The 22,732-nt window shown below is 39.9% G+C and carries 16 protein-coding genes, 1 tRNA gene and 1 pseudogene; 7 read left to right on the plus strand and 11 right to left on the minus strand.

The window, feature by feature from the left end; all coding sequences use genetic code 11:
* Positions 1-77 precede the first annotated feature (77 nt).
* The 7 genes from MKI79_RS11685 to MKI79_RS11030 form a co-directional block, all read right to left on the minus strand.
* Positions 78-749, minus strand: coding sequence for a hypothetical protein (locus MKI79_RS11685; protein WP_274619085.1), 672 nt, complete (start codon positions 747-749; stop codon positions 78-80).
* 17 nt (positions 750-766) lie between these two features.
* Positions 767-1,972: a hypothetical protein gene (locus tag MKI79_RS11005; protein ID WP_241573535.1), complete on the minus strand. Its 1,206-nt coding sequence runs from the start codon at positions 1,970-1,972 to the stop codon at positions 767-769.
* A gap of 73 nt (positions 1,973-2,045) precedes the next feature.
* Positions 2,046-5,786: a tubulin-like doman-containing protein gene (locus MKI79_RS11010; RefSeq protein ID WP_241573537.1), complete on the minus strand. Its 3,741-nt coding sequence runs from the start codon at positions 5,784-5,786 to the stop codon at positions 2,046-2,048.
* Between the two features lie 43 nt (positions 5,787-5,829).
* Positions 5,830-6,261: a hypothetical protein gene (locus tag MKI79_RS11015; protein WP_241573539.1), complete on the minus strand. Its 432-nt coding sequence runs from the start codon at positions 6,259-6,261 to the stop codon at positions 5,830-5,832.
* Between the two features lie 22 nt (positions 6,262-6,283).
* Entirely contained in the window at positions 6,284-7,747 is a 1,464-nt protein-coding gene (locus tag MKI79_RS11020) for a hypothetical protein (protein ID WP_241573541.1), read from the minus strand.
* Entirely contained in the window at positions 7,744-9,237 is a 1,494-nt protein-coding gene (locus MKI79_RS11025) for a hypothetical protein (protein WP_241573543.1), read from the minus strand. The genes MKI79_RS11020 and MKI79_RS11025 overlap by 4 nt, the downstream gene beginning before the upstream one ends.
* A 292-nt stretch (positions 9,238-9,529) precedes the next feature.
* Complete coding sequence (locus MKI79_RS11030; RefSeq protein ID WP_241573546.1) at positions 9,530-10,462, minus strand: IS5 family transposase; 933 nt, start codon at positions 10,460-10,462, stop codon at positions 9,530-9,532.
* Positions 10,463-10,515: 53 nt separating this feature from the next.
* Between MKI79_RS11030 and MKI79_RS11035 the strand changes: the two are divergent.
* Positions 10,516-10,626, plus strand: a pseudogene (locus tag MKI79_RS11035) (helix-turn-helix domain-containing protein); the annotation flags it as partial.
* Between the two features lie 203 nt (positions 10,627-10,829).
* Here the strand turns inward: MKI79_RS11035 and MKI79_RS11040 are convergent.
* Together MKI79_RS11040 and cysS are read right to left on the minus strand one after the other, a co-directional pair.
* Positions 10,830-10,905, minus strand: a tRNA-Gly gene (locus MKI79_RS11040).
* Between the two features lie 106 nt (positions 10,906-11,011).
* Complete coding sequence (gene cysS / locus MKI79_RS11045; RefSeq protein ID WP_241573550.1) at positions 11,012-12,451, minus strand: cysteine--tRNA ligase; 1,440 nt, start codon at positions 12,449-12,451, stop codon at positions 11,012-11,014.
* A 99-nt stretch (positions 12,452-12,550) separates the two neighbouring features.
* On the opposite strand from cysS, the gene MKI79_RS11050 reads away from it, so the two are divergent.
* The 4 genes from MKI79_RS11050 (at position 12,551) to MKI79_RS11065 (ending at position 19,116) form a co-directional block, all read left to right on the plus strand.
* Positions 12,551-12,928: a VOC family protein gene (locus tag MKI79_RS11050; protein WP_241573553.1), complete on the plus strand. Its 378-nt coding sequence runs from the start codon at positions 12,551-12,553 to the stop codon at positions 12,926-12,928.
* A gap of 159 nt (positions 12,929-13,087) precedes the next feature.
* A complete protein-coding gene (locus MKI79_RS11055) occupies positions 13,088-14,371 on the plus strand; it encodes an exonuclease SbcCD subunit D (protein WP_241573556.1) in 1,284 nt (427 codons plus the stop codon).
* A 9-nt stretch (positions 14,372-14,380) separates the two neighbouring features.
* On the plus strand, positions 14,381-17,977 hold the full coding sequence (locus tag MKI79_RS11060) for an SbcC/MukB-like Walker B domain-containing protein (RefSeq protein WP_241573559.1): 3,597 nt from the start codon (positions 14,381-14,383) through the stop codon (positions 17,975-17,977).
* Positions 17,978-17,991: 14 nt separating this feature from the next.
* Positions 17,992-19,116, plus strand: a complete 1,125-nt coding sequence (locus tag MKI79_RS11065; RefSeq protein ID WP_241573563.1) for an acyltransferase family protein — start codon at positions 17,992-17,994, stop codon at positions 19,114-19,116.
* A 22-nt stretch (positions 19,117-19,138) separates the two neighbouring features.
* Here MKI79_RS11065 and MKI79_RS11070 read toward each other — a convergent pair whose 3' ends face one another.
* Entirely contained in the window at positions 19,139-19,834 is a 696-nt protein-coding gene (locus MKI79_RS11070) for a YggS family pyridoxal phosphate-dependent enzyme (protein ID WP_241573566.1), read from the minus strand.
* A 143-nt stretch (positions 19,835-19,977) separates the two neighbouring features.
* Between MKI79_RS11070 and MKI79_RS11075 the strand changes: the two genes are divergently transcribed.
* Both MKI79_RS11075 and MKI79_RS11080 read left to right on the plus strand, forming a co-directional pair.
* Complete coding sequence (locus MKI79_RS11075; protein WP_241573568.1) at positions 19,978-21,015, plus strand: type IV pilus twitching motility protein PilT; 1,038 nt, start codon at positions 19,978-19,980, stop codon at positions 21,013-21,015.
* 11 nt (positions 21,016-21,026) lie between these two features.
* Positions 21,027-22,148 (plus strand): PilT/PilU family type 4a pilus ATPase, encoded by a 1,122-nt coding sequence (locus tag MKI79_RS11080; protein ID WP_241573570.1) that lies wholly within the window; start codon positions 21,027-21,029, stop codon positions 22,146-22,148.
* 67 nt (positions 22,149-22,215) lie between these two features.
* On the opposite strand, the gene fur is transcribed toward MKI79_RS11080, so the two are convergent.
* On the minus strand, positions 22,216-22,653 hold the full coding sequence (gene fur / locus MKI79_RS11085; protein WP_241573572.1) for a ferric iron uptake transcriptional regulator: 438 nt from the start codon (positions 22,651-22,653) through the stop codon (positions 22,216-22,218).
* Positions 22,654-22,732 lie beyond the last annotated feature (79 nt).

Here is a 22,732-nt window from a genome sequence, read left to right on the forward strand (position 1 = left end):
ATCGACATGAAAACCTCTATGCTAAACTACTCAAAGAATTAAGAGAGAATCCACTCTAAAGTTATCTAGACCCTAAATTAAATAAAGCTAATCGGGTTACTACGCTTTTCAACTTGCTTACCATTAACTAGAACAGCCGTTTCAATAATATAGTTACCTTTGGCATCGGGAACAGTTAAAGTAAATGAATTTCCAAAATCACCAGAATTTCCATCCGCTTGTTTCATATCCTTTACCCCCATTTTCCCTAACATTTCACCATTTTCACTCTTAATCGCAATGGTTTCTTTAATGGTCAATATCGGCTCTCTTTGTCCTTCAACCACATAAACGTTCGATGAAACATATACCTTTTCACCTGAATGGGCTGTACGACCAGAATCAATATTACTAGTGTATTGTTCAATTTTAGTTTGAGCAGGTAAAGCACCATATTTTTGTGCATATTCCTGCTTCACTTGAGCGTCAGACTTTTTACGAATGGTTTCATTGAATGCAATACAGGCTGTGTATCCTGAAGCTCCGCCAGCCAAAGCACCTAAAGCGATAGCACGATTATTTTGAGCTGATGAGTTACCACTATTTTTAGATATTGCATAACCAGCTGCAGCACCAATCAATGTTCCTACTGCTGTAGACATAGTTGTATTACAGCCCCCATTAGTAGATTGCGCAATCCCACTATTGGCAGCACAACCACTTACCATAATAGTGGTTGCAAATAATGAATTTAATGCCACTTTTTTCATAAACAGATCTCCTAGACTTATTCGATAATCATATTGTCAAATGCATTCGCTTCACTTTCTTCAGCCTGACGTACAATTCGTAACGCTTGGGCATTATTTGGTGAAGATACCAATACTTCTCTTGCCAACCGTTTGGCAGTACTATAATTTTTCATTCGCAATGCCTTATCAGCATTAACTAAAACAGATGAAAGCTGAGAATTACTACTTGCCGACTGTTTTTCAGCTATTTCTTGGCGCTTTGCTCTCTCAGCCTCTTCTTGTTTCGCTTTTTCACGACGTTTAGCATTCTCCTCTTGTTCACGTTTCGCTTTTTCAGCTTTTGTACGCTCTAATGTTTCTTGTCTAGATTGTTCCGCTTTTTGACGAGTCAATTCTTGATTAGCTCGTTCTATTTCTTTGAGACGAGCCAAATTTTCCTGATTATGCAACTCTGTTTCTTTACGCTCAACATCCTCTTGATTTAATGCAAACTCGTTTTGTACTTGCTCTTCATTTGGGCGTTGAGAATCTGATTGTTGCTGCTCAAACACCTCTTGTTCTGCTTGCTGTAGTTCGAGATCTTGCTTTTGACGTTCTAACTCAATTTTTTGCTCTTCAAACTTCTGCAACTGCTGATTCGATTCTGTCTCCGCCTGAGTAATATCTACATTATCAATTTGAACATTACTTTCATCTTCATCACTGCTAAAAACAAAATAAATTACAATTAGAATCACTATAAAAGCAAACACAACGTGTTTGCCTGATGTAGCTTTCGCTTTTGCAGGCTGAAAAGGTGGCGGTGCTGCATTGGCTTGCTGCGCTTGTTCAGCTTTTTGTCTTTCTAATTCTGCCGTTTGGCGTGCTAAATCGGCTTGCTGACGAGCAAGTGCTTCCTGTTTGGCTTCGGCTTTGCGTTTTGCCTGTTCCTGTTCTAAAGCCTGACGTTTAGCCTCTTGTTCCTTTTGGAATTGTGCATCTTTCTCTTGTTGTTCTTTCTCTGCCTGTTCAGCTCTTTGGCGTTCTTGTGCTGCTTTTTGACGCTCTGATTCCACTTGAGCAGCCAATTCTTTTTGGCGTTTTGCTTCGGCAGCAGCCTGCTTGGCTTTTTCTGCCTGTTCAGCTTGAAGTTTTAAATCAATATATTCCGTACCACAAAAAGGACAATACTTCACCTTGACCTGTAATTCTTTTTTACAGCCTGAATTTATACAATACACGGTCTTTTTTTGTTCAGTCATTGCCATTTAAACCTATTACAAAATCATGAAATAAATGCCCTCACATGCCTCAGCACATGAGGGATACAACCCATTAACCAAATGACGGCGGCGGAGGCGTTATGGATGATAATGATGGCGGTGTCACCACGAGTTCAAGACATTGCGAAATGGCAACCCAGTTTGCCAAGCCCTCACGCCACACCATTGCCGATGGATCAATCTGTTTGGCTTGCAACATACTTAACATTTGCTCATGCGGATAAGGTCCATAGGTCTGACCATTGATCGCAACATGGTATTGATATTTTGGTTGTTGCTGTAATGGTGGCGGTGCTGCACCAAATGCAGGCGGTGGCGTAGAGGCAGCAGGTGCGCCCATCATTGGACTCGCCATTACAGCAGCTGGTGCCGTTGTACCATGTAAAATGGCATCATGTTGTTGTAAGACACTTGGCGACATATTCATTACCCATTTTAAGCGAGGGTGATCTTTGCTCTTTTCACGGATTTCATCGAGATACGAATCTTCATCCGAGTTTTTTACTACACTTGCCCATGTCTGCATATTTTCAGGATATTCAGTCAAGCTGTAAGCACACTCAATATCCGCATCGGAAATATTTAAATCTGCAGCATCCTGTAATAGCTCTTTTTTCAACTCTTTGGTAATGGCACAGGCAAACCCAACTCGTTCAGCTTCGCCACCTTTTTCATTCGGCACTAAACGCAGGGTATAAACCTGTTTCTCATAAAAGTCGGTCAAACCAATGAGTAAGGCTAAACTGGCAGGTGAGGATTTTATTTGCTCAAACTTTTGTTTCACTTGCTGATAGATATTATCCCGATAGCTTTGTGGTAAACCATTTAAACGGAAATTGCGTTCATTCCCCAAACGGCGAACATCACCGCGAGCCACAGTAAATTCATATTGACCTGCTGGAATTAAATCAGCAATATCACAACGTTTTAATACCCCTAACATAACGGCTTTTAAATAACATTTAAAATCATCTGCCAATTCATTCAGCTCTTGTGGCGATGGTGAATAAGGATGTTTAAAACGAGTGGAATCAATATGGGTATGTAATGGGGTACGCTCACTTTCTTTACGATAACTGGTACGCCATGTTTCAATCCCACGTAACATCGTCAATGGAATCCCCGATAATTCGACATAACAGACTGCTCGACCTGCTTCACCTGTTTCCACAATCGAGAGGGCTTGTGCATTTAAACCTAAACCATTTGGAATACAACCGATTAATTCAGGTTTAAATTTTTTGCTAAATTCTTGGGCATTTTTCACCCCAATAAAGCATTTAAAACGGTCAGAAATACCATCTAAATCACTGCCTAAACGGGCATCAATCCACGGCATGGCACGTTGCAACCAATCGGAAAATATTTTCTGACGTTCAACTGCACTCATTTTATCCAACGCTTCATATAAAGCATCTTCATGGGCATCGGCGTCTTGTTCAATTTTTTCCAGACGGTATTCCGCCATCCTCAAAATGGTCAGTAATAATTTTGGATGCCCATCAGGGTCAACCAACTGTTTAAATATTTCTCGTGAGCCACCAAAGTCTTTAAAGGCTTCGGCTGCCCATTCATGTAAAATACGTGGGTCGATATTTTTTTGTGTAGTTTCTTCGGTTTCAATAATTTGTACTGTGGCGTGTTTAGTACGAATATTTTGGTGGATCACTTCTTTATCACGATCAAGACGTTTCATCATTTCAATGACCGCATCTTGACCATTTTGTAAATCGCCTAAAATACCATTCCAAATCGTGCGTCCATTATCATCAACACCCTGACTATTGCCCAACCACTTAGAAATGTCTTTCATTAATTCAATAGCTTCAAGTGCAGCTTTGGCATGTAAATGAAATGATAAAATATTGGCAATATCCTGTTTTAGATTTTCCAGAATTGTTCGGGCTTGTTCTTCTTTAGCATTACGCCCAAGCCCTAGAAAACCACCGCCTTTGGTTTCATCTAAATCTTTAAGCTGCTTATCATATTCATAACTTTGTAAGGCATCTTTAATTTTAGTATAACGCTCGGAAGACTCTTTCAGTTGTACACAAATACCCGAATTGGTATTTTCAATTTTATCTTTAATCTGTTCAACCAAGGAAATGACATATTCCAGACCACCACGTTCCTGATTGTCTAAATATTGATAAAGTTTGGCTTCTAACTCTTTTTTCAGGCTTTCAAATAATGCCTTACGACGACGCATTACCCGATCTTCGGCAGTATCTGAGGTACTATCGGTATTACGAATCACATCTCGTAATAAACCCTGCATCATTTTACGAACTTCTGTTCCCCATTGTTCACGTTCAATCTGACTGATTTCGCTGATCCGTAAATTGACACGATCTCGAGTTTCTTCAGTCACATCAATTTCTACACTCGACTGTCCAGAACGTAATAATACCTCGACAATATCTAAGTCTGAAAATGGTTTACATAAAGCATCAATTTCTGGATTTTTTAAAGTCGCTGGTGAAAATGTAGGTAAATCATTAAAAACCCTCATGCCCAAAAACATAAACTCTGACATAAAGTCATCACGCTGTTTTTCACTGGCACGGTTAGCATTTGGACTACTACTGGCAACACCAAAAAATGCTTTGAGCATATTTGAGCCAAGCGAATACACATATTCCGCAGCACGAGCATGTCCCAAAGTATCTAAAGTCGCCTGACCAAACGCTGAATATGCCAGTGAATTGTTTAACTTCATATCACCAAAACGCCCTGCTGGCACAGGTGGTGAAAACATATGAATTTTATGCTGACGCTGATTGACGGCAACTGAGCGTTTACGATTGGCAAAATCGGCAGAACGGAAATCTTCAAATAAAGTCTCTGCTACCATCGAATAGACATCTTCCATACGGTCGGTATGCTGACGAGCCAAATTGCCCGAATCAATCAGATGCACTTCATCGTAAGGTTTTGATGCCAATTGTGGACGGTCAAAATCATCCCATTTCTCCACATATTTGGAATGTCCGACCATACAGGATTCAATTTCCATCAACGCCGCATAAGCATTGGCTTCGGTTCTTGACTTGTTTGCACCCGAATAACCTGTGGGTAAAAATACAAGCAGTTCAACATCAGCCGCCTCAACCTCGTTGCTGGCAACCCATTTTGCCAGCCAACCCATATCTAAAAAGGAGCCTGAACCTGTTCCCCCTGCCACTGAACCAATCACCACAATACGGAACTTACTGGTATCCAGTTCCAGATTGAGCTTTTTCAATATATCGTCACGAGACAATCCCGCTTTTAATACATTGAGTTTAGAACGGATTTTATCTCTGACTCGGGTATATTTATCAAAGAAATATAAGCGAGATACGGCACGAATCTGCCCTGCACCTTTGGCTGGGTCAATGCCCAGTTCACGGATTTTTTTCGGGGTAAGCGGTAGCCAGTTTTGGATATGTGGATAACGATTTAAAGATGCATCATCGCGACTATATTTTTCAATATCAAACGATTCGACCAAGCGTTCATCATCGGTAAATTTAACCAGATTATATTGCAAGTCTTCGGTTTGCGCCCGACCACTATCAATGATCGCCCCTTGGTCAAGATCAAAATGGATAAACTGAGCCAATGGAAATTCAGATAAACTTTGCAAGCGAACCTTATCATTGCCCCAACTGGCATTCAGGATACGACGACGCACACGCATCATCACTTCCATCCCTGTTCCACCGACTCCAATATATAAAGTTGGGCGTAATTTTACCGACTGTTCAACCTTACTTGCTGTCGAACCTGCTTTTTGTTGTACTTCTGACATTCCCCATCCCTCAATCATTCATTTTGATCTATGCAATACAAGACTATGCCTGACTTGACTTAAAGCTTAAAAATGCGCTGACCAATGCCACTACGCCCAAAGGTGCTAAAATGGTCAATGATAAAAACTTGGCAGGATTGACCGCAGCCAATACCGCACCAATCGCTATCGCAGACAGGAAAATAAACAGCCACCAGCCCGCCATACTGGCTTTACTTGGCGATACACGTTTTTTCACTAAACTATTGGTAAAGCCCTGTTTTGCAAAAAAGAATGCAATCAATAGAACAACAATAATGCCGCCACCAATGGCTAAATCCCTTGAGCCTGTTTGTTCCTGTATGGTTGGAATCCCCACCGCTTGCGCTGTTTGTGTCACTGCCGTTGTGGCTTGTTGGGTTGCTTCATTAGCCTGTGGAATGACAAAACCCTGATTTTCAGTGGTGTTTTGTTCAGTTGAATTAGATTCAGCCATGATATTCTCTCTATTTTAAGGATTAACGAAGTGTGATAATGATGTCTTTGTCGAGTATTTCGAGGGTCGGTTTAGATAATCCACGTTTGGCAACAGCAATAATCTTGGCATTTTCACCATAAATATTTTGCGTGGAAAATGGTTTAAGCTGAATACTCTGCTTGTTAATGCCATTAATCAGTACATCATAACGTTTGCTTTTAGATAAAAGAGCAAACAGGAAAATCAACAATAAAATGCCAAATAAAATCCCAGCCATCATCACCATCACCGACCACAATGGATATTGCAGACGAAACTGTACAGGAATAATTGCCGTTGAAGATTGAATATTGCTTGGTGCAACAAATACATCTGATAATGGGTCATTTGGAAATAAATCATGTAGATTCTGCTTAAACTGATCAGACAAGGTAAGTTGCTGTTCATATAGAGTGACTTGTACCTGTGCAGGAACAATCACTTGTTTCCCCATTGCCTTAAATGCTGTCCATGACCATGGCGAAACCACCACATCGGCAGGAATTGGTAAATTAAACTCAAGCTTGGTATTTTCTTTCGTGAGTAAATTGACTTGAGTTTGTGAAATTTGAATTGGCGCTTGCTGTCCATTAGCAAGCATCAATTTGGCTTCAACTTTGGTCGCTGCAATATTATAAGGATAAAAATTATTCTTTAAATCTGCGGTCAGTTTGATTTCAGGGACAACTTTCTTGGGTTCTAAATCAAAAATCAGCACTTTATGATCTTGAGATAATGATGCACGAATACTGGATGAATTTTTCACACCTTGCGGAATCATCTGTACAGGTTCTTTATCCAATGGCTTTAACAATGCAGGCTGTTGAGTAAAAATCTTGGCAATTTGTCCAGATTCCACCAATTGATTTAAATCTTTTTCCGCCGATTGACCATAGGCAAGTGCATAGACCATTAAACCCGATGCATTAAAATGTTGACCTTTAACAGGCATTTTTAATGGAAAAGCCAATACTTTATTGATTGCAGGGTTATCGTGAATCAGCGTATAAAACTCTTTATTGCGTGCAATGGTTTCAGCATCATTATTCGGGCTGTTTTTATTATTGGTAAAAATCCAGATAATCCCCGATTGCTTGGCAAAAGGCTCGGTAATTGTGGAAACCACTGCTTCAGTAAAATCGGTATCGGCATAGGCTTTGTCATTTTTATAGGCAATTTGCTGTGCTTGTAAATCAGCAAGCATCGGTTGTGCCCCAGCACCTTGATAAATGATTTTCGGTGACTTGGCTAAAGCATTACTTTGGTTAAATACCGAGACCACAATTTTATCATCAGGCTTGGCTACCGTTTGAATCACACCATTAATCAAAGGTTTAAACTGTGAATTTGAGTCTTGATAAAAAGGCTCCATCCAGCCGGAATTTTGTATTAAAAAGGCTTGCTGTGTGGCATAACTTAAACTGGCTACGCTAGAAAGTACAACAGAAATCAATATTTTTTTCATGCCTGCGCTTCCCAACCTTGTAATTCTGACAAATCAGGGTGATAAAAATACAAGCGATTGTGATGATAAAAAAATCTCGATTTTTTAATGGGGTCGGCAAGCTGCCCAGAATAAAAATGATGCACACCATGATTTGGTGTATCTATAAATAAAGAGATAAACTGTTTAGAGCTATCATGTAAAATACTATTTTTCGATTTAGCACCAATATTTTTAAAACAAATCCCAAGCACCAAATCTCTATCCTGATTTTGGTCTTCCATTAAAGGAACAAATAATTCAGAATGTTCGCTCTGTTTGGCATCATTCCAAATATTGGCTTTATTTTTCCGATGGCTAATTTTTTCCTCAAAATCATAGGCACTGCTGCCCGTGGTAAATCGAGGGGAGTTGGTCGGTTTTGGAATTGGAACAGTTGAATTTAAAGGTAAATATACATAATTATTTTTACTGCTATCTAAAAATAGTTGATAAAAGTCACCCTCTTTATCCATAAATGGCGAACCAAAATTAAAATCAACTTGATAGTTTGGCAACCATCTCTCGAATTTTGCTGAAACCTGCCTATCTACATTTAAAGATAAACTACATTTCCCTTGTGGACTTAACCAAATTAAATTTCGATTATCAAAAACCACAGAATAAAAATATTGGATAAAATTCTCACCTGATAAATCAATATAAGATTTATCGTTATGATTCCATATTTTTACTTTATCATTGTGGCTAATCGGCACATAAATATGATTATTCCAGTAAATAGGTTTACCTAAACACTTTCCAGAACCATAATAGTTAATGCTATATTTTAAATCTTTACCGTGAATAGAAAGTTCAGCCAATCCGTTTTTGGTTGGCAATAATAGGATATGTTTTTTCTGTATCACATCATAATAGGATTCAATACCCCAATAGTCTTGCCATTCTTTTGGACAATCATCTAAAAGTGAAGATATAGCATCTAACTTTTCCCATGTATTTGAAGCTTCAATTAACAAATACAGATCACCATTATTTTTATTCAGTGAAATCAGTTGTGGAATATCTGTTCCAACACAAATAGAGAAAAATTCCATACTTCCACTAAATGAAAATGGAATTTCAATTTGTGCTTTTTCATCTGCTGTTTGAATCTTATTTTTTAATGTTTTTAATTCACGACTATATTGTAGCCCGTTATCTTTACGATTTTGATTTTCAATAAAAACACTTTGCCCATACGGTGCAATCCAGACATTATTCTGATTAAAATCCTGCCTTCTTTCTAATTTTTTTCCAGTTTCAGGATGATACTTAAATTCCGGTGGATGAACTTCCCCAGTAACAGTGTCTACCCATGGATGATACATTTGCTGAAATAATTGAAATTTAGTCTCAGTCAACTCTGTTGCACTAGAAAAGTTGCTTAAAACATAACCACCTATAGTAGACGCTTCACACCATTCGCCTGAATCCAAAATCCAAGCTTTCGATTCTTTGTTTTTTTTCAACACAAACCCCAAAGCATCAAGTTAATTAAAGTTAATATATGTGTTTCTCTTGTTAATAATAATACATTCTTGGGATAATGAGAACAATCAAAATGACCTTAAATGATCAAATCTATACTTTTCGTGTTATATGGTCTGCAGAAGATCAGGAGTTTGTCGGGTTATGTACTGAATTCCCATCTCTATCTTGGCTCGATAACGATCAATCGAAGACACACGATGGAATCACTACTCTTGTAAGGCTTTGTTGCATAAAGCCTTTAAGGATAGAATTCTCCTAAGCAACTCAAATTTAAGATACAACTTGGGTATGAGGGCGACCTAATTCCGTAAATCTATTGAGGACTGCTACACGTGCATGAATTTCATTGACTTGGCTTTGAAAATTTCTTGCACTGAGTTTATCGCCCAATAATTTGATGCAATGCATCTTGGTGTCCACCAAACTTCGGCGATGATAGCCTGACCATTTTTTCCATAGTGTCCTGCCTAAACGTTTAACTGTTCGAAGTAATTCATTGCGCTCTAGCGAATGAACTTTTGTATCTTTCCAAGGCTTGGCATTTTTTCTGGGTGGAATCACTGCATGCGCTTGTCGATCTGCAATGACCTGATGGCAGTGCTTGGTATCATAAACCCCATCTGTATAGACTGAATCAATCTGCTCATCTTGTGGAATCTGATTGAGCAAATCACCAAGTACCTGTGAATCACTCACATTATTGGTTGTAAGCTGAACTGTTCGTATTTGCAGGATTTTGGCATCTATACCAATATGAAGTTTACGCCATTGGCGCCGATATTCAGGCTGATGCTTTTTGCGTTTCCATTCGCCTTCACCTAAAAACTTCAAGCCTGTGGAATCGACGAGTAGATGTAGTCCATTGCAACTCTTTTGATAGCTAATTTGAATATCAATATACTTTTGTCTTCTGCAAATGGTTGAATAATCTGGAGCTGTCCAATCTAGACCACATAGTTTAATCAGGCTTTGGACAAAGCCTGTCACCATGCGTAACGACAAACGAAATAGTGATTTAATCATTAAACAGCACTGAATGGCTGTGTCAGAATAAGTTGGATTTCGACCTTGTTTACCTTGTGCTTGAGCGTACCATTGAGTGGAAGGATCAAACCAAATGGCAATATTTCCACGATTAATCAGTGCTTGGTTGTATGTAGACCAGTTGTATGTACGATAAATTTTAGGTGTAGGTTTATTCATCTGAGAATTATATTGCTGAATAAGCCCTTAAAGTTAGGTTTGTGCAACAAAGCCATGATGAGTTAACAAGAAGTGATTTTGAAACAATCAATAGAATTTGCGATTTTCTAGACATTGATCTCGGAGATTTATTAAGCTTCAAAAAAATTCGGAAGAATAATTGAGGCGTGATTTGACCAGCAAAAAAGACGTGGACACTTTCAGTAAATTTTTGGTCACTTTTAGCCACTTTTTTCGAAGTCAGGATATAGGGCTTGACTTTTGATAAAACTCAAAATTGAGAAAAACTGAGTAACAGGCCAATCTAAGTGATTAAAAATAGGCATAAAAAAAGCCTCAATCTTTTGATTGAGGCTTTTTAAAATTTTGGAGCGGGAAACGAGACTCGAACTCGCGACCCCAACCTTGGCAAGGTTGTGCTCTACCAACTGAGCTATTCCCGCATTGTGGACGCTATTATAGTCATCATATTGTCACCGTCAACAACTTTTTTATATTATTCAGCCGATTGACGATTTTTTAACAAATGATGATTTCAAAGCCATTCGACTAATCGACTCGGCGCCAAGTCGTCCCCTGACGACTATCTTCAAGCACGACACCTTGATCAAGTAATGCCTGACGAATCGCATCTGCCTCGGCAAAGTTTTTGGCTTTCTTGGCATCAGCACGAGCTTGAATCTGTGCTTCAACTTCATCATTGGATAAGCTATTTTCTGCACCGACGTCTGATTTTAAGAACTCATCGGTATCATGCTGAACAATATTAAGAATTTCACATAAGGTTGTTAATGTGGCGTAGGCATTGGCTGCCTGTTGCCATTCTTCTGCTTTGATTGCACGATTGGTTTCACGGCTCAGTTCAAACAAGATGGATAAGGCTTCAGGAGTATTGAAGTCATCTGACATGGCTTTGACAAAGCGTTGATACGCATCCGTACCTTGCACAGATTCTGATTTGATTGAGGCTAAAATCTGCTGTAGTTCATCACTATTTTGCACCGCTTTATTGGTTTGATAAAAGCGAGTTAATGCATTTTTAGCTTCTTTAAGCGCACTGTCCGAGAAGTTAATTGGACTACGATAATGCGATGACAGGATAAAATAACGAATCACCTCAGGGTGAAACTTCTCCATCACATCACGAATGGTAAAGAAATTGCCCAATGATTTTGACATTTTCTCGCCATCGACATTGACGAAACCGACGTGCATCCAATAGTTGACATATTGCTCGCCCGTTGCGCCTTCGCTTTGTGCAATTTCATTCTCATGATGTGGAAATATCAAATCGCCACCACCACCATGAATATCAAAGTGATTACCTAGACAGCAAGTTGACATCGCAGAACATTCGATATGCCAACCTGGACGACCATTTCCCCATGGCGACTGCCAAGATGGTTCAGACGGTTTTGCTGATTTCCACAGCACAAAGTCAAAAGGATGTTGCTTCTGTACTTCGACATCGACTCGTTCACTCGCGCCTGCTTGCATATCTTCGAGCTTACGACCTGATAAACGACCGTATTTGGCGAATTTTTCTACCGCATAATAGACATCACCATTCGGTGCAGGATATGCCACATCATTCTCAATGAGCTTGTTAATCATATCCTGCATCTGCGGAATATAATCCGTCGCACGTGGCGATTGATCTGGGTCAAGACAGCCAAGCGCATGCGCATCTTCGTTCATCGCTGTGATAAAACGATCGGTTAACTCGTTAATCGTTTCACCGTTTTCATTGGCACGCTTGATGATCTTATCGTCGATGTCGGTGATGTTGCGAATATAGTTCACTTTCCAATTTTGACTGCGCAGGAAGCGTGTAATATAGTCAAATGCAACCATCACCCGAGCATGCCCAATATGACAATAGTCATACACCGTCATCCCGCAGACATAAAGGTTAATTTCACCTTCACGTAGCGGTTGGAATGGGGCTTTTTGACGTTGCTCAGAGTTATACAGGACAAATGGTTGCATCGTAATGTTATGGTCTAAAAAATGAATAACGAATCATAACCTATTTCGTCTATCCTGAAAAAGCCACCTAAGGCATTTTTAACCAACAAGGAAAATAAAATGAATTCGATCGCTTACTTTGAAATCCAATCGTCCAACCCAGCTCGTGATGCTGAATTTTATCAGCAAGTGTTTGGTTGGCGCTTTGAAAAAGTGGAAGGTTTACCGATTGAATATTATCGAATTGAAAGCGATGGCATGCACGGCGGATTGTTGCAACGCCCGTGCCAAGTGCCGCCTGTGGAATATGGCACCAATGCTTATACTTGCTCGATTCAAGTGGAAAATTTTGATGCTACCGCACAGAAAATTTTAGAATTGGGCGGCATCGAAGCCATGCCAAAATTTGCCATTGCAGGACGTTGTTGGCAGGGTTATTTTGTGGATTTAGACAATAATGTGTTTGGGATTTTTGAAGTCGATGAGTCTGCGCAATAAACCATCATTTTTCACAACTCACATTAAAAATTGATTCAATTTATTTTAAATTTCTCAACGACTGAATATGTCGCACTTCACTGTGAAAAGCACTTTTCAGCAAGCAATTTATGTTAATTTAACATCAGTGATTTTTATGGTTTGGGTTGAGTAACTTCGATGACTGTACGTTTTTTTCATACTGCGGATTGGCATTTGGGTCAATTTTTTTATCAACATTCTCGTCAGTATGAACATGAGCAGTTTTTAGCATGGTTACTTGAGCAAATTCAGCAAAAACAACCGCATGCTCTACTCATTGCAGGTGATATTTTTGATGTGATTAATCCTGCATCTTCTGCTCAGAAACAGCTTTATCAGTTTTTAGCTGATGCGCATGCGCTTGCGCCGAATATGCAAACCTTGATGATCGCAGGCAATCATGATTCAGGCTATCGCATTGAGCAGATTGAGCCATTACTCGCCAAGTACAATGCCAAAGCTGTTGGCGTTATCCATAAAAATAGCGACGGACAGGTTGATTTAGGGCGTTTACTGGTGCCGATTTATGATGAAAATCAAACTATTGTGGCATGGTGCTTAGCCCTGCCTTTCTTGCGCCCTGCTGAAATTACAGGATTTAATGAACAGACCAGCAATAGCCAAAATGCGATTGCATATTTACATCAACAATTGATTGCCGAAGCGAAGAAAAAGAAAACGCCTGAACAAGCGTTGATACTGATGTCACATGCACATATGCAAGGCGGTGAAACTTCTGATTCTGAGCGCCCAATTATTATTGGTCATGAGGAGGCGCTGTCAACTGCGCTTTTTGATGAGGTGATTGATTATGTCGCTTTGGGGCATTTACACAAACCGCAAAAAGTACAAGAACAGCATATTCGCTATAGTGGCTCGCCGATTCCGCTGTCGTTTAGTGAGATCAACTATAAGCATCAGATTCTTGAAGTGACCATTGATCCCCAAGCAAACGCCTCTCAAAAAAACAGCATCGACGCAACCGATCACACACGCCTACAATTTGAACCGATTTTGATTCCTCGCAGTGTGCAATTACACAAAATCAAAGGTGAACTCACTGAGGTTTTCAAGAAGCTCAACGCCTTGCCACAAGGTGAAATTGAGGCTATTGATCAACGTGAATATGTCGACATCGAATATCACACCAATGTGCCACCACAGCCGAATTTGCGCCAACAATTCGAAGATGCCTTGCCGAAAAATCGCTATCGCTTGGTGCGTATTGCTCGGCAATATTTAGCTACAGAAAATGATGGAAGCATCGCCAAAACTATTAATTTAGAACCACCGACACCTGAAAAACTCTTTCAACAAATTTGGCAAAAACATGGTTATGCCGAAGATGATTTGGTGCAACAAGATTTTTTAAGTTTGGTCGAAGAAGCACAGAAAACACTTGAAGATGATCAAAGCAGTTAAGGATTTGCCGTGAAAATTTTATCTATCCGACTTAAAAATTTGGCATCTCTTTCAGGTGAACATTTCATTGATTTTGAGTCTGAACCTTTGGCATCAGCAGGTTTGGTAGCGATTATTGGGAAAACAGGCGCAGGAAAATCAACCATTTTAGATGCGATGTGCCTTGCCCTGTTTAATAAAATTCCACGTTTAAAAGACAGTGATGGCAAACTCACCGATGTGGATGGCACGGAGCTTTTGACCAATTCACCACTGACGGTATTACGGCGTGGCACAGCGCATGGCTTTGCAGAATTGTGTTTCGTGGCACAAGATCAGAAACATTATCTCGCCCGCTGGGAGTTGAAGCGTTCCCGTGAAAAATCCGACGGCAAACTGCAAAATGTACAACGCTATCTCAAATGCTTAACCGATGATGTGGTGATCGCCGACAAAGCCAAATCGGTCGATGCAAATATTTTAAAAATCACCCAACTGAGCTTTGAACAATTCACCCGAGCGGTATTGCTCGCACAGTCCGAAGTCACTGCATTCTTAAAGGCACGGGACAATGAACGTGGTGAACTACTTGAATATTTAACCAATTCATCCATCTTTGCCAAAATTGGTCAATTGGCTTTTGCCAAGACCAAAGAAGTCGCTACTGCACGTAAAGAATTGGAAAATTTGCTTGGGCATATCGAGATTTTATCTGACGATGACTTTGCCGAATCTACCCAACAATTTCAATTGATAGATGCTGCATATAAAAAATTAGAATTGGAAAAATCACAGTTTGATCAACAACGGCAATGGTTTGAACGTAAAGAGAAATTGGATAGCGACATCATTCTCAAACACCAAACTGTCGATATTCAGCGCAAAGCACAGCAAGACTTAGCACCTGAAAAAGCACAATTGCAACGATTAGAAATCTTTTCAGATATTCGTCCAAATGTATTTCAACAACAGCAATTGCAGAAAACTGAGCAAGAACTTCGCCCGCAGATTGCACAGAAGCAAAGCCAATTCGATGATTTGGCAAAGCAATTTGAAATTAAAAAAACGCAATATCAACAGACCGAATCTGCTTTAAATCAGCTCCAAGACTTTGAACATAAAAATCAAAGTGCATTGAATGATGTCCGTAAATGCGTGCAAGAGCGTGACTTTATTGGTGCGGAATTTAAAAAAATACAGCTTAAATCGCAAGATCTAGCGCAATCACAACAGCCTTTACTTGAACAAAAGCAACAGATTGAGCAACAGCTTTCAGAATTTAAACAACAACAAAGCGAGTTGAAGCAACAGCTTGAATCAAGTGAACACTTTCATAGTCTAGATCAAGGGTTGACTGCACATCTGCATCAATTAGATCAATTTATCATTCAATATCAAGAAATTGAAAATCAATACAAGGATTTTAATCAGCTTGAACAGCAACTGGCTGAACAAAAACAATCCCTACAAAGCAACATCTCGCAATATGGCAACGCTGAGCAAATTGAAGCTCAGCTTGAGCAAGTGCGACAACAACGTGAGATGCGTTTAAAGAAGTTGAATCAATTCGATTTTATTCAACAGAAAATCGCACAATGGTTTGTCTTAAAAGATGAATCTGCACAAATCTATGTCAAACTCAACAATGCAACTGAACAAGTACAACAACGCAAAAAAGCGACTGAACAAGCGGAACAAGCCTATCAGGCTACGCAAAATGAACGTCAGCAAATCCAAACCATCTTGCAACAGCAACGCTTGCTCCATGCGGAAAATATTGAACATTTACGTGCAGAACTGCAAGATGGCGAAGCCTGCCTCGTCTGTGGTAGTACAAGGCATCCGTTTAAAACTGATGATGCTCTGCCCTCCAAAGCACTGTTTGAATTGCAACAACAGCAAGAGCAACAAGCCATTACCAAAGAACAAGAGTATTTTAAAACGTGGCAAATCGCTCAGCAAAATTTGACCAAATCGCAAAGTGAAGTTGATCAATTCAAAACGTCACATTTATCACTAAACAGTAAAGTAGAAACAGCGCAAAATGACCTGACACAACAACTGAATAACGCCAATATTCAACTGGATTTAGCGCAATCGCAGGCTGATATTCAGGGCAATTTCAATCAGTCTAGCCAACAACTTAAAGCGGATATTGAACAGCTTGCAACACAGCTGAACAACATCACTCAAGCTAATAAACAACAGCAAAAACTTGAGCAAAGCATTCAACAGCTTGCGCATGTTTTATCGACAGCAAAGAACTTACAACAACATGTACAGCATATTATTCAATGCGTATCTAGCGTTGAACAACAGCATTGGCAACAACAGCCTGTGAACAGCGCACAACGGATTTACGCTACATTAAAACAACGCCTTGCACAACTCGATCAGCTAGAAAAATGTGCAAAGCAACTTGAATACACTACACAGCAAGGACTTTCTGTACAGCTCAATTTAGAGAACCTCAGTAAACAGATGGCTGACGCACAGCACAGTCTGAAAGAGATCAAACAAAAAGGGCAAGAAAACACCGAACTGGCGCAACAATTGATTCAGACGATGACAGGTTTAACTGAGGTCAAACCCAATGAATGGCTTGCTGAACATGACTCAACTCGGCAACAACTCCAAAGCCAATATCAACAACATAAGCTCAGCTATGATCAGTTACGTCTACAGTTTGATCAGCACAAAGGACAACTCGAACAGCTCCAAGCACAGCAACAACAATCTCAGAACAACTTAAACCATGTGAATGCTGAAATCCAAACTTGGCTTCAACAGCATCCTGAGTTTCAGCCACATGATTTAGAGGCTTTATCGCAGATTCGCCCTGCTGAGGAACAACAGAGTCGTCAGCAAATACAAAATGCTGAACAACGACTCAATGATGCCCTATCTGTGCTCAACACCATTCAAACACAATTGACGGAACACTTAGCGTATCAACCTGAGATGGATTGGGCGCAATTACAACAATTCATACAAGAGAATAGCGTTGCCCTAAAAACACAGCTTGAAGCACGAGATCAACTCAAACTCAAGCTCGAAGTCCATCAACGCAATCTTGCCAAACAAAAGCAATTCGCAGATCAAATTCAGCAAATCCAACAAGAAGAACATCGTTGGAATAAAATCTCTAGCTTGATTGGTGATGCCAAAGGCAAAGAGTTTAGAGATTTGGCACAGCAATATAACCTCGATATTTTATTGGAATATGCCAATCAACAACTGACACTTTTATCCAACCGCTATACCTTAAAACGCTTGGACAATTCACTGAGTCTGGCGATTATTGATCATGATATGGATGGTGAAACACGTTCTGTTGCTTCGCTTTCGGGTGGAGAGTCTTTTTTGACTTCTCTCGCCTTGTCCTTAGCGATTGCCAATATGGCATCGGGTTCAATGAAAATCGAATCCTTATTTATTGATGAAGGTTTTGGCACCTTAGATGCATCTTCGCTCCACATGGTCATGAATGCGTTGGATCAATTGCAAAATCAGGGCCGTAAGGTGGTGCTTATTTCTCATATTCAGGAGATGCACGAACGCATTCCAGTACAAATACAGGTGCGACCTCTCGGTTCAGGTGCCAGCGATATTCATGTTGTGAGTTAATTGGACGAATCAACATGTTTGAAAAAATTCTCTCGCTAAACATTAAATCATCAAGCTATCAACCCTTAGACAAAATATTCAGTCTACAACTGGAAAGCTTGCGTGGACTCAGTGCGATTGTGGTACTGTTTAGCCACGCTTTCCAAGCCTTCGTCGCACCGCAAGACGTGACTTTTTATTCAGTTGTTCGCTTACTTGGTCAATCTGCGGTCATGATGTTCTTTGTGCTCAGTGGCTTTTTGATTGGACATTCGATTCAGAAAAACTTTCAACAGAATCATACCTTCTCGATCAAAAAATACGCCAAACAGCGCTTTCGCCGTATTTTGCCACCGTTTATTTTTGCGCTGTTTTGGATGCTGTTGTTATATGTGCTGGCGCCCTATTTCTTTGCCACGCAAAGTCATTCATTTGAAGTTATTCCTGCGTTAATGGTTCGCACCGCTTACGATTTTTCATTGTTTGAATTGGTTGGTTCGGTATTTTTTATCAATGAGTTTCTTACACCAACTTTATCTGCCAATGCGCCACTGTGGAGTTTGAGCTATGAAGTGTGGTTTTACGTCTTAGCTGGACTAATAGCATTATGGCAGTCCACATTTGCAAGGGTTGGCTTTGTGATCACCCTACTTATTTTGTCTTTGTTGAATTTGCAATTCCTAGTCTATTTTGGCTTGTGGTTATTGGCATTTACTTTTTCATTTGATCAAGTGTCCAGCCGTGTAGATGTCTATTCTTTAAAAATAGTTCAATGGATTTTTGCTATTTTTGCGTTATGTATTGCGATTTATGATGCCTATCAATTTTTTATTATTGATCAAATCAAAACTTATCAAGCGAATTTATTTACCATTTTTAATGCCTGTATTGGCGTGTTTTTTGCGATTTTTCTGCTACAGCTTGATCAAAAACAACGCTCTTTTAAACCTGTTTGGGTAAGCTCAGCACGTTTTTCTTACACCTTATATATTACTCATTTTCCAATTTTGTTATTTATTATGGGCGTATTTCCGCAGAGTTTTCTGCGCAGTATTTGGACGTCAATGCTTGCAGTAATTTTAAGCATGTTAATTTGTATTGCGTTTGCGTGGACGATGGCGAAGTTTTTAGAACCGAAACAACCTCTTCATCCGAAATAGCTGACTTAATCGCTTTGAAATATCATTGATTAGAATAAACTCTTGCACCAAACAACGCTGTACCTATTCGAACCATAGTTGAACCTGCCTGAATCGCATCCGCCATATCCGCAGACATGCCCATACTTAAGGTATCCCACTGCTCAGGCTGTGCATGATATTGTTTTACCTCGTCAAACAACTGCTTAGTTGTTGTAAAAGCTTGCAAATGCTCTGGCTTGGGAATAACCATTAATCCACGTAATTTCAGGTTCGGCAATCGACTGATTTTTTCAACTAACTCTGCAACCTCATCAAGCCGACAGCCATCTTTAGACTCTTGATCATCAATATTCACTTGTAAACAAATATTTAAAGGCTGTAAGTTTTGAGGGCGTTGATTGGATAATCTTTCGGCGATAATCAAGCGATCCACACCATGCACCCAAGCAAATTTCTCTGCCAAATGTTTGGTTTTATTACGTTGAACATGCCCAATAAAATGCCATTCGATCTCTAAATCTTTTAATTGTTCGATTTTTTCTAAAGCTTCTTGCAGATAGTTTTCCCCAAAAGCTTTTTGCCCCAGTTGATACAATTCAGCAATTGACTGTGCAGGGTGCGTTTTTGACACAGCGAGAAATTGAATATCTTGAGCATTCCGCTTCGCTTGCAGGCTTGCTTGTTCGATTTGCCTCTGGACTTGTATAAGATTCGTGGCTAAATCTAAGCTCGTCATTTCCTTTCTATCCCTTACTTTCAGCTGAAATTTGAAACTGTATTGAATTTGTATCGTATTTCTTCACAAAATCACTTGGTTTCATGAAGTGAACACCGTATTATTCTAAACATAAAGAAGCCGTTTGAACATAAAGGGATAAAATGGATATTACAGAGCTTTTAGCGTTTTCGGTGAAAAACGGGGCATCAGACTTGCATCTTTCGTCAGGTCTACCACCAATGATTCGTGTGGATGGGGAAGTCAAGCGTATTAACTTACCAGCGATGGAACACAAAGATGTGCATCGCCTGATCTATGACATCATGAACGATAAACAGCGTCGTGATTATGAAGAACAATTAGAAACTGACTTTTCATTTGAAGTACCTGGCGTGGCGCGTTTTCGTGTCAACGCATTCAACCAAAACCGTGGTGCTGGTGCGGTATTTCGTACCATTCCATCTAAAGTATTGACGATGGAGCAACTCGGACTCGGTCAAACTTTTAAAAATATTGCAGAGTATCCACGTGGTTTAGTACTTGTTACAGGACCAACAGGTTCTGGTAAATCAACTACGCTTGCTGCGATCCTAGACTATATCAATGACAATCGTTATGACCACATCTTGACCGTCGAAGACCCGATCGAATTTGTACACACTTCGAAAAAATGTCTAATCAACCAACGTGAAGTCCATCGTGATACACACGGCTTTAACGAAGCATTACGTTCAGCACTACGTGAAGATCCAGATATTATCTTGGTCGGTGAGATGCGTGACTTGGAAACCATTCGCCTTGCACTCACTGCTGCGGAAACAGGTCACTTAGTATTCGGTACACTGCACACCACCTCTGCAGCAAAAACCATTGACCGTGTCATCGACGTATTCCCTGCCGAAGAAAAAGACATGGTACGTGCCATGCTTTCAGAATCACTTCAAGCCGTGATTTCACAGACTTTGCTTAAGAAAAATGGCGGTGGTCGTGTGGCTGCACATGAAATCATGATCGGGACACCTGCGATTCGTAACTTGATCCGTGAAAATAAAATCGCTCAGATGTACTCTGCGATTCAAACAGGTGCAGCACAAGGCATGACCACATTGGATCAAACCTTAAAACAATTGGTTGCAAAAGGTCAGATCACCGCTGCTGCTGCACGTAATGTTGCGAAATCTCCAGAAGCATTTATGTAAGGATTTAAGAAATGGACTTTAATGACTTACTCAAACTCATGATCGAAAAAAATGCTTCGGATTTGTTTATCTCTGCCGACGTCGAACCGTCAATGAAAGTACATGGACAAATTTTGCCAGTCACCAAAAGCAAACTCAGTCCTGAAATTATCTCTCAGTTGATGCATGCCATCATGAATGAGAAACAACGTGAAGAATTTGCCAATACTCGTGAATGCAACTTTGCCATCACCGACCGTGAAAAAACCGCACGTTTTCGTGTTAGCGCATTTCAGCAACGTGACATGCCTGGCATGGTACTGCGTAAGATTGAAACTAAAATTCCAACCCCCGAATCATTAAAATTACCACCAATCTTAAAAGAACTTGCCATGACCAAACGTGGCATCATTCTCTTTGTTGGTGCAACGGGTACTGGTAAATCCACTTCACTTGCTTCACTCATCGGTCACCGTAATCAAAACTCTCGTGGCCATATCATCACGATTGAAGATCCAATCGAGTTTGTGCATCAACATGCAGGTTGTATTGTGACGCAACGTGAAGTCGGCATTGATACCGATTCATTTGAAATCGCTTTGAAAAACACCTTACGTCAAGCACCTGATGTCATTTTGATTGGTGAGATTCGTTCTCGTGAAGTTATGGATTATGCCGTTGCCTTTGCAGAAACAGGTCACTTAGTATTTGCAACGCTTCACGCCAACAACGCCAACCAAGCCTTAGATCGTATTATTCACTTCTTTGATGCAGACCGTCATAGCCAACTCTATATGGACTTGTCATTGAATTTGAAATCAATCATTGCGCAACAACTTGTTCCAACCAAAGATGGTAAAAGTCGCCGAGCTGCAATTGAGATCATGATCAACTCACCACTGATGCAAGACTATATCCGTAAGGGTGAAATTCATGAGCTGAAAGACTTGATGAAACGCTCACGAGAGCTTGGCATGCAAACTTTTGACCAAGCTTTGTTTGATCTCTATAAAGCTGGCGAAGTGACTTATGAAGATGCACTTAAGCATTCTGACTCACCAAACGATCTTCGTCTACAAATCAAATTGTCAGAAAGTGATTCTAAAACATTGTTAAATAACAGTGGTAAAGGATTATTTATTCAACAAGATTGATCGAATGCCTCGCAACAAAAAAGGTGCATTGATTGCACCTTTTTTATTTCTGACATTAACGACAGATTTATTTCTTTTTCAATGCTTCTTGGCATTCAGGGCTATCGCAATAACCATAAAGATTCAGTGCATGGCCAGTCAAAGTGAAATTGAATTTTTCAGCAATACTGTGTTGTTCACGCTCAATTAAATCATTGGTAAATTCAACGACTTTATTACAGTTTTGGCAAACAAGGTGATCGTGATGATCTTCCTGCATGATTTCAAATACCGAATGATTGTTGTCAAAGTGATGACGCTGAATAATTCCCGCCGCTTCAAATTGCGTCAACACACGATATACCGTAGCTAAACCAACATCTTCGCCATGCTCAAGTAAAGTCTTATAAATATCTTCAGCACTCAAATGATGTTGTTTTGAATTTTCTAATAATTCTAAAATTTTAATACGAGGTAAAGTGACTTTGAGTCCCGCTTTGCGCAAATCCTGATTTGTAATCGGCATTGTATATAAACTCTCAACAAAATTAAGTGGTCATGGGTTAGCATACTTTGCTAAAGTATGCGCTAAACTTTATCTTAGT

The organism is Acinetobacter sedimenti (assembly GCF_022601685.1).
Taxonomy (GTDB): domain Bacteria; phylum Pseudomonadota; class Gammaproteobacteria; order Pseudomonadales; family Moraxellaceae; genus Acinetobacter; species Acinetobacter sedimenti.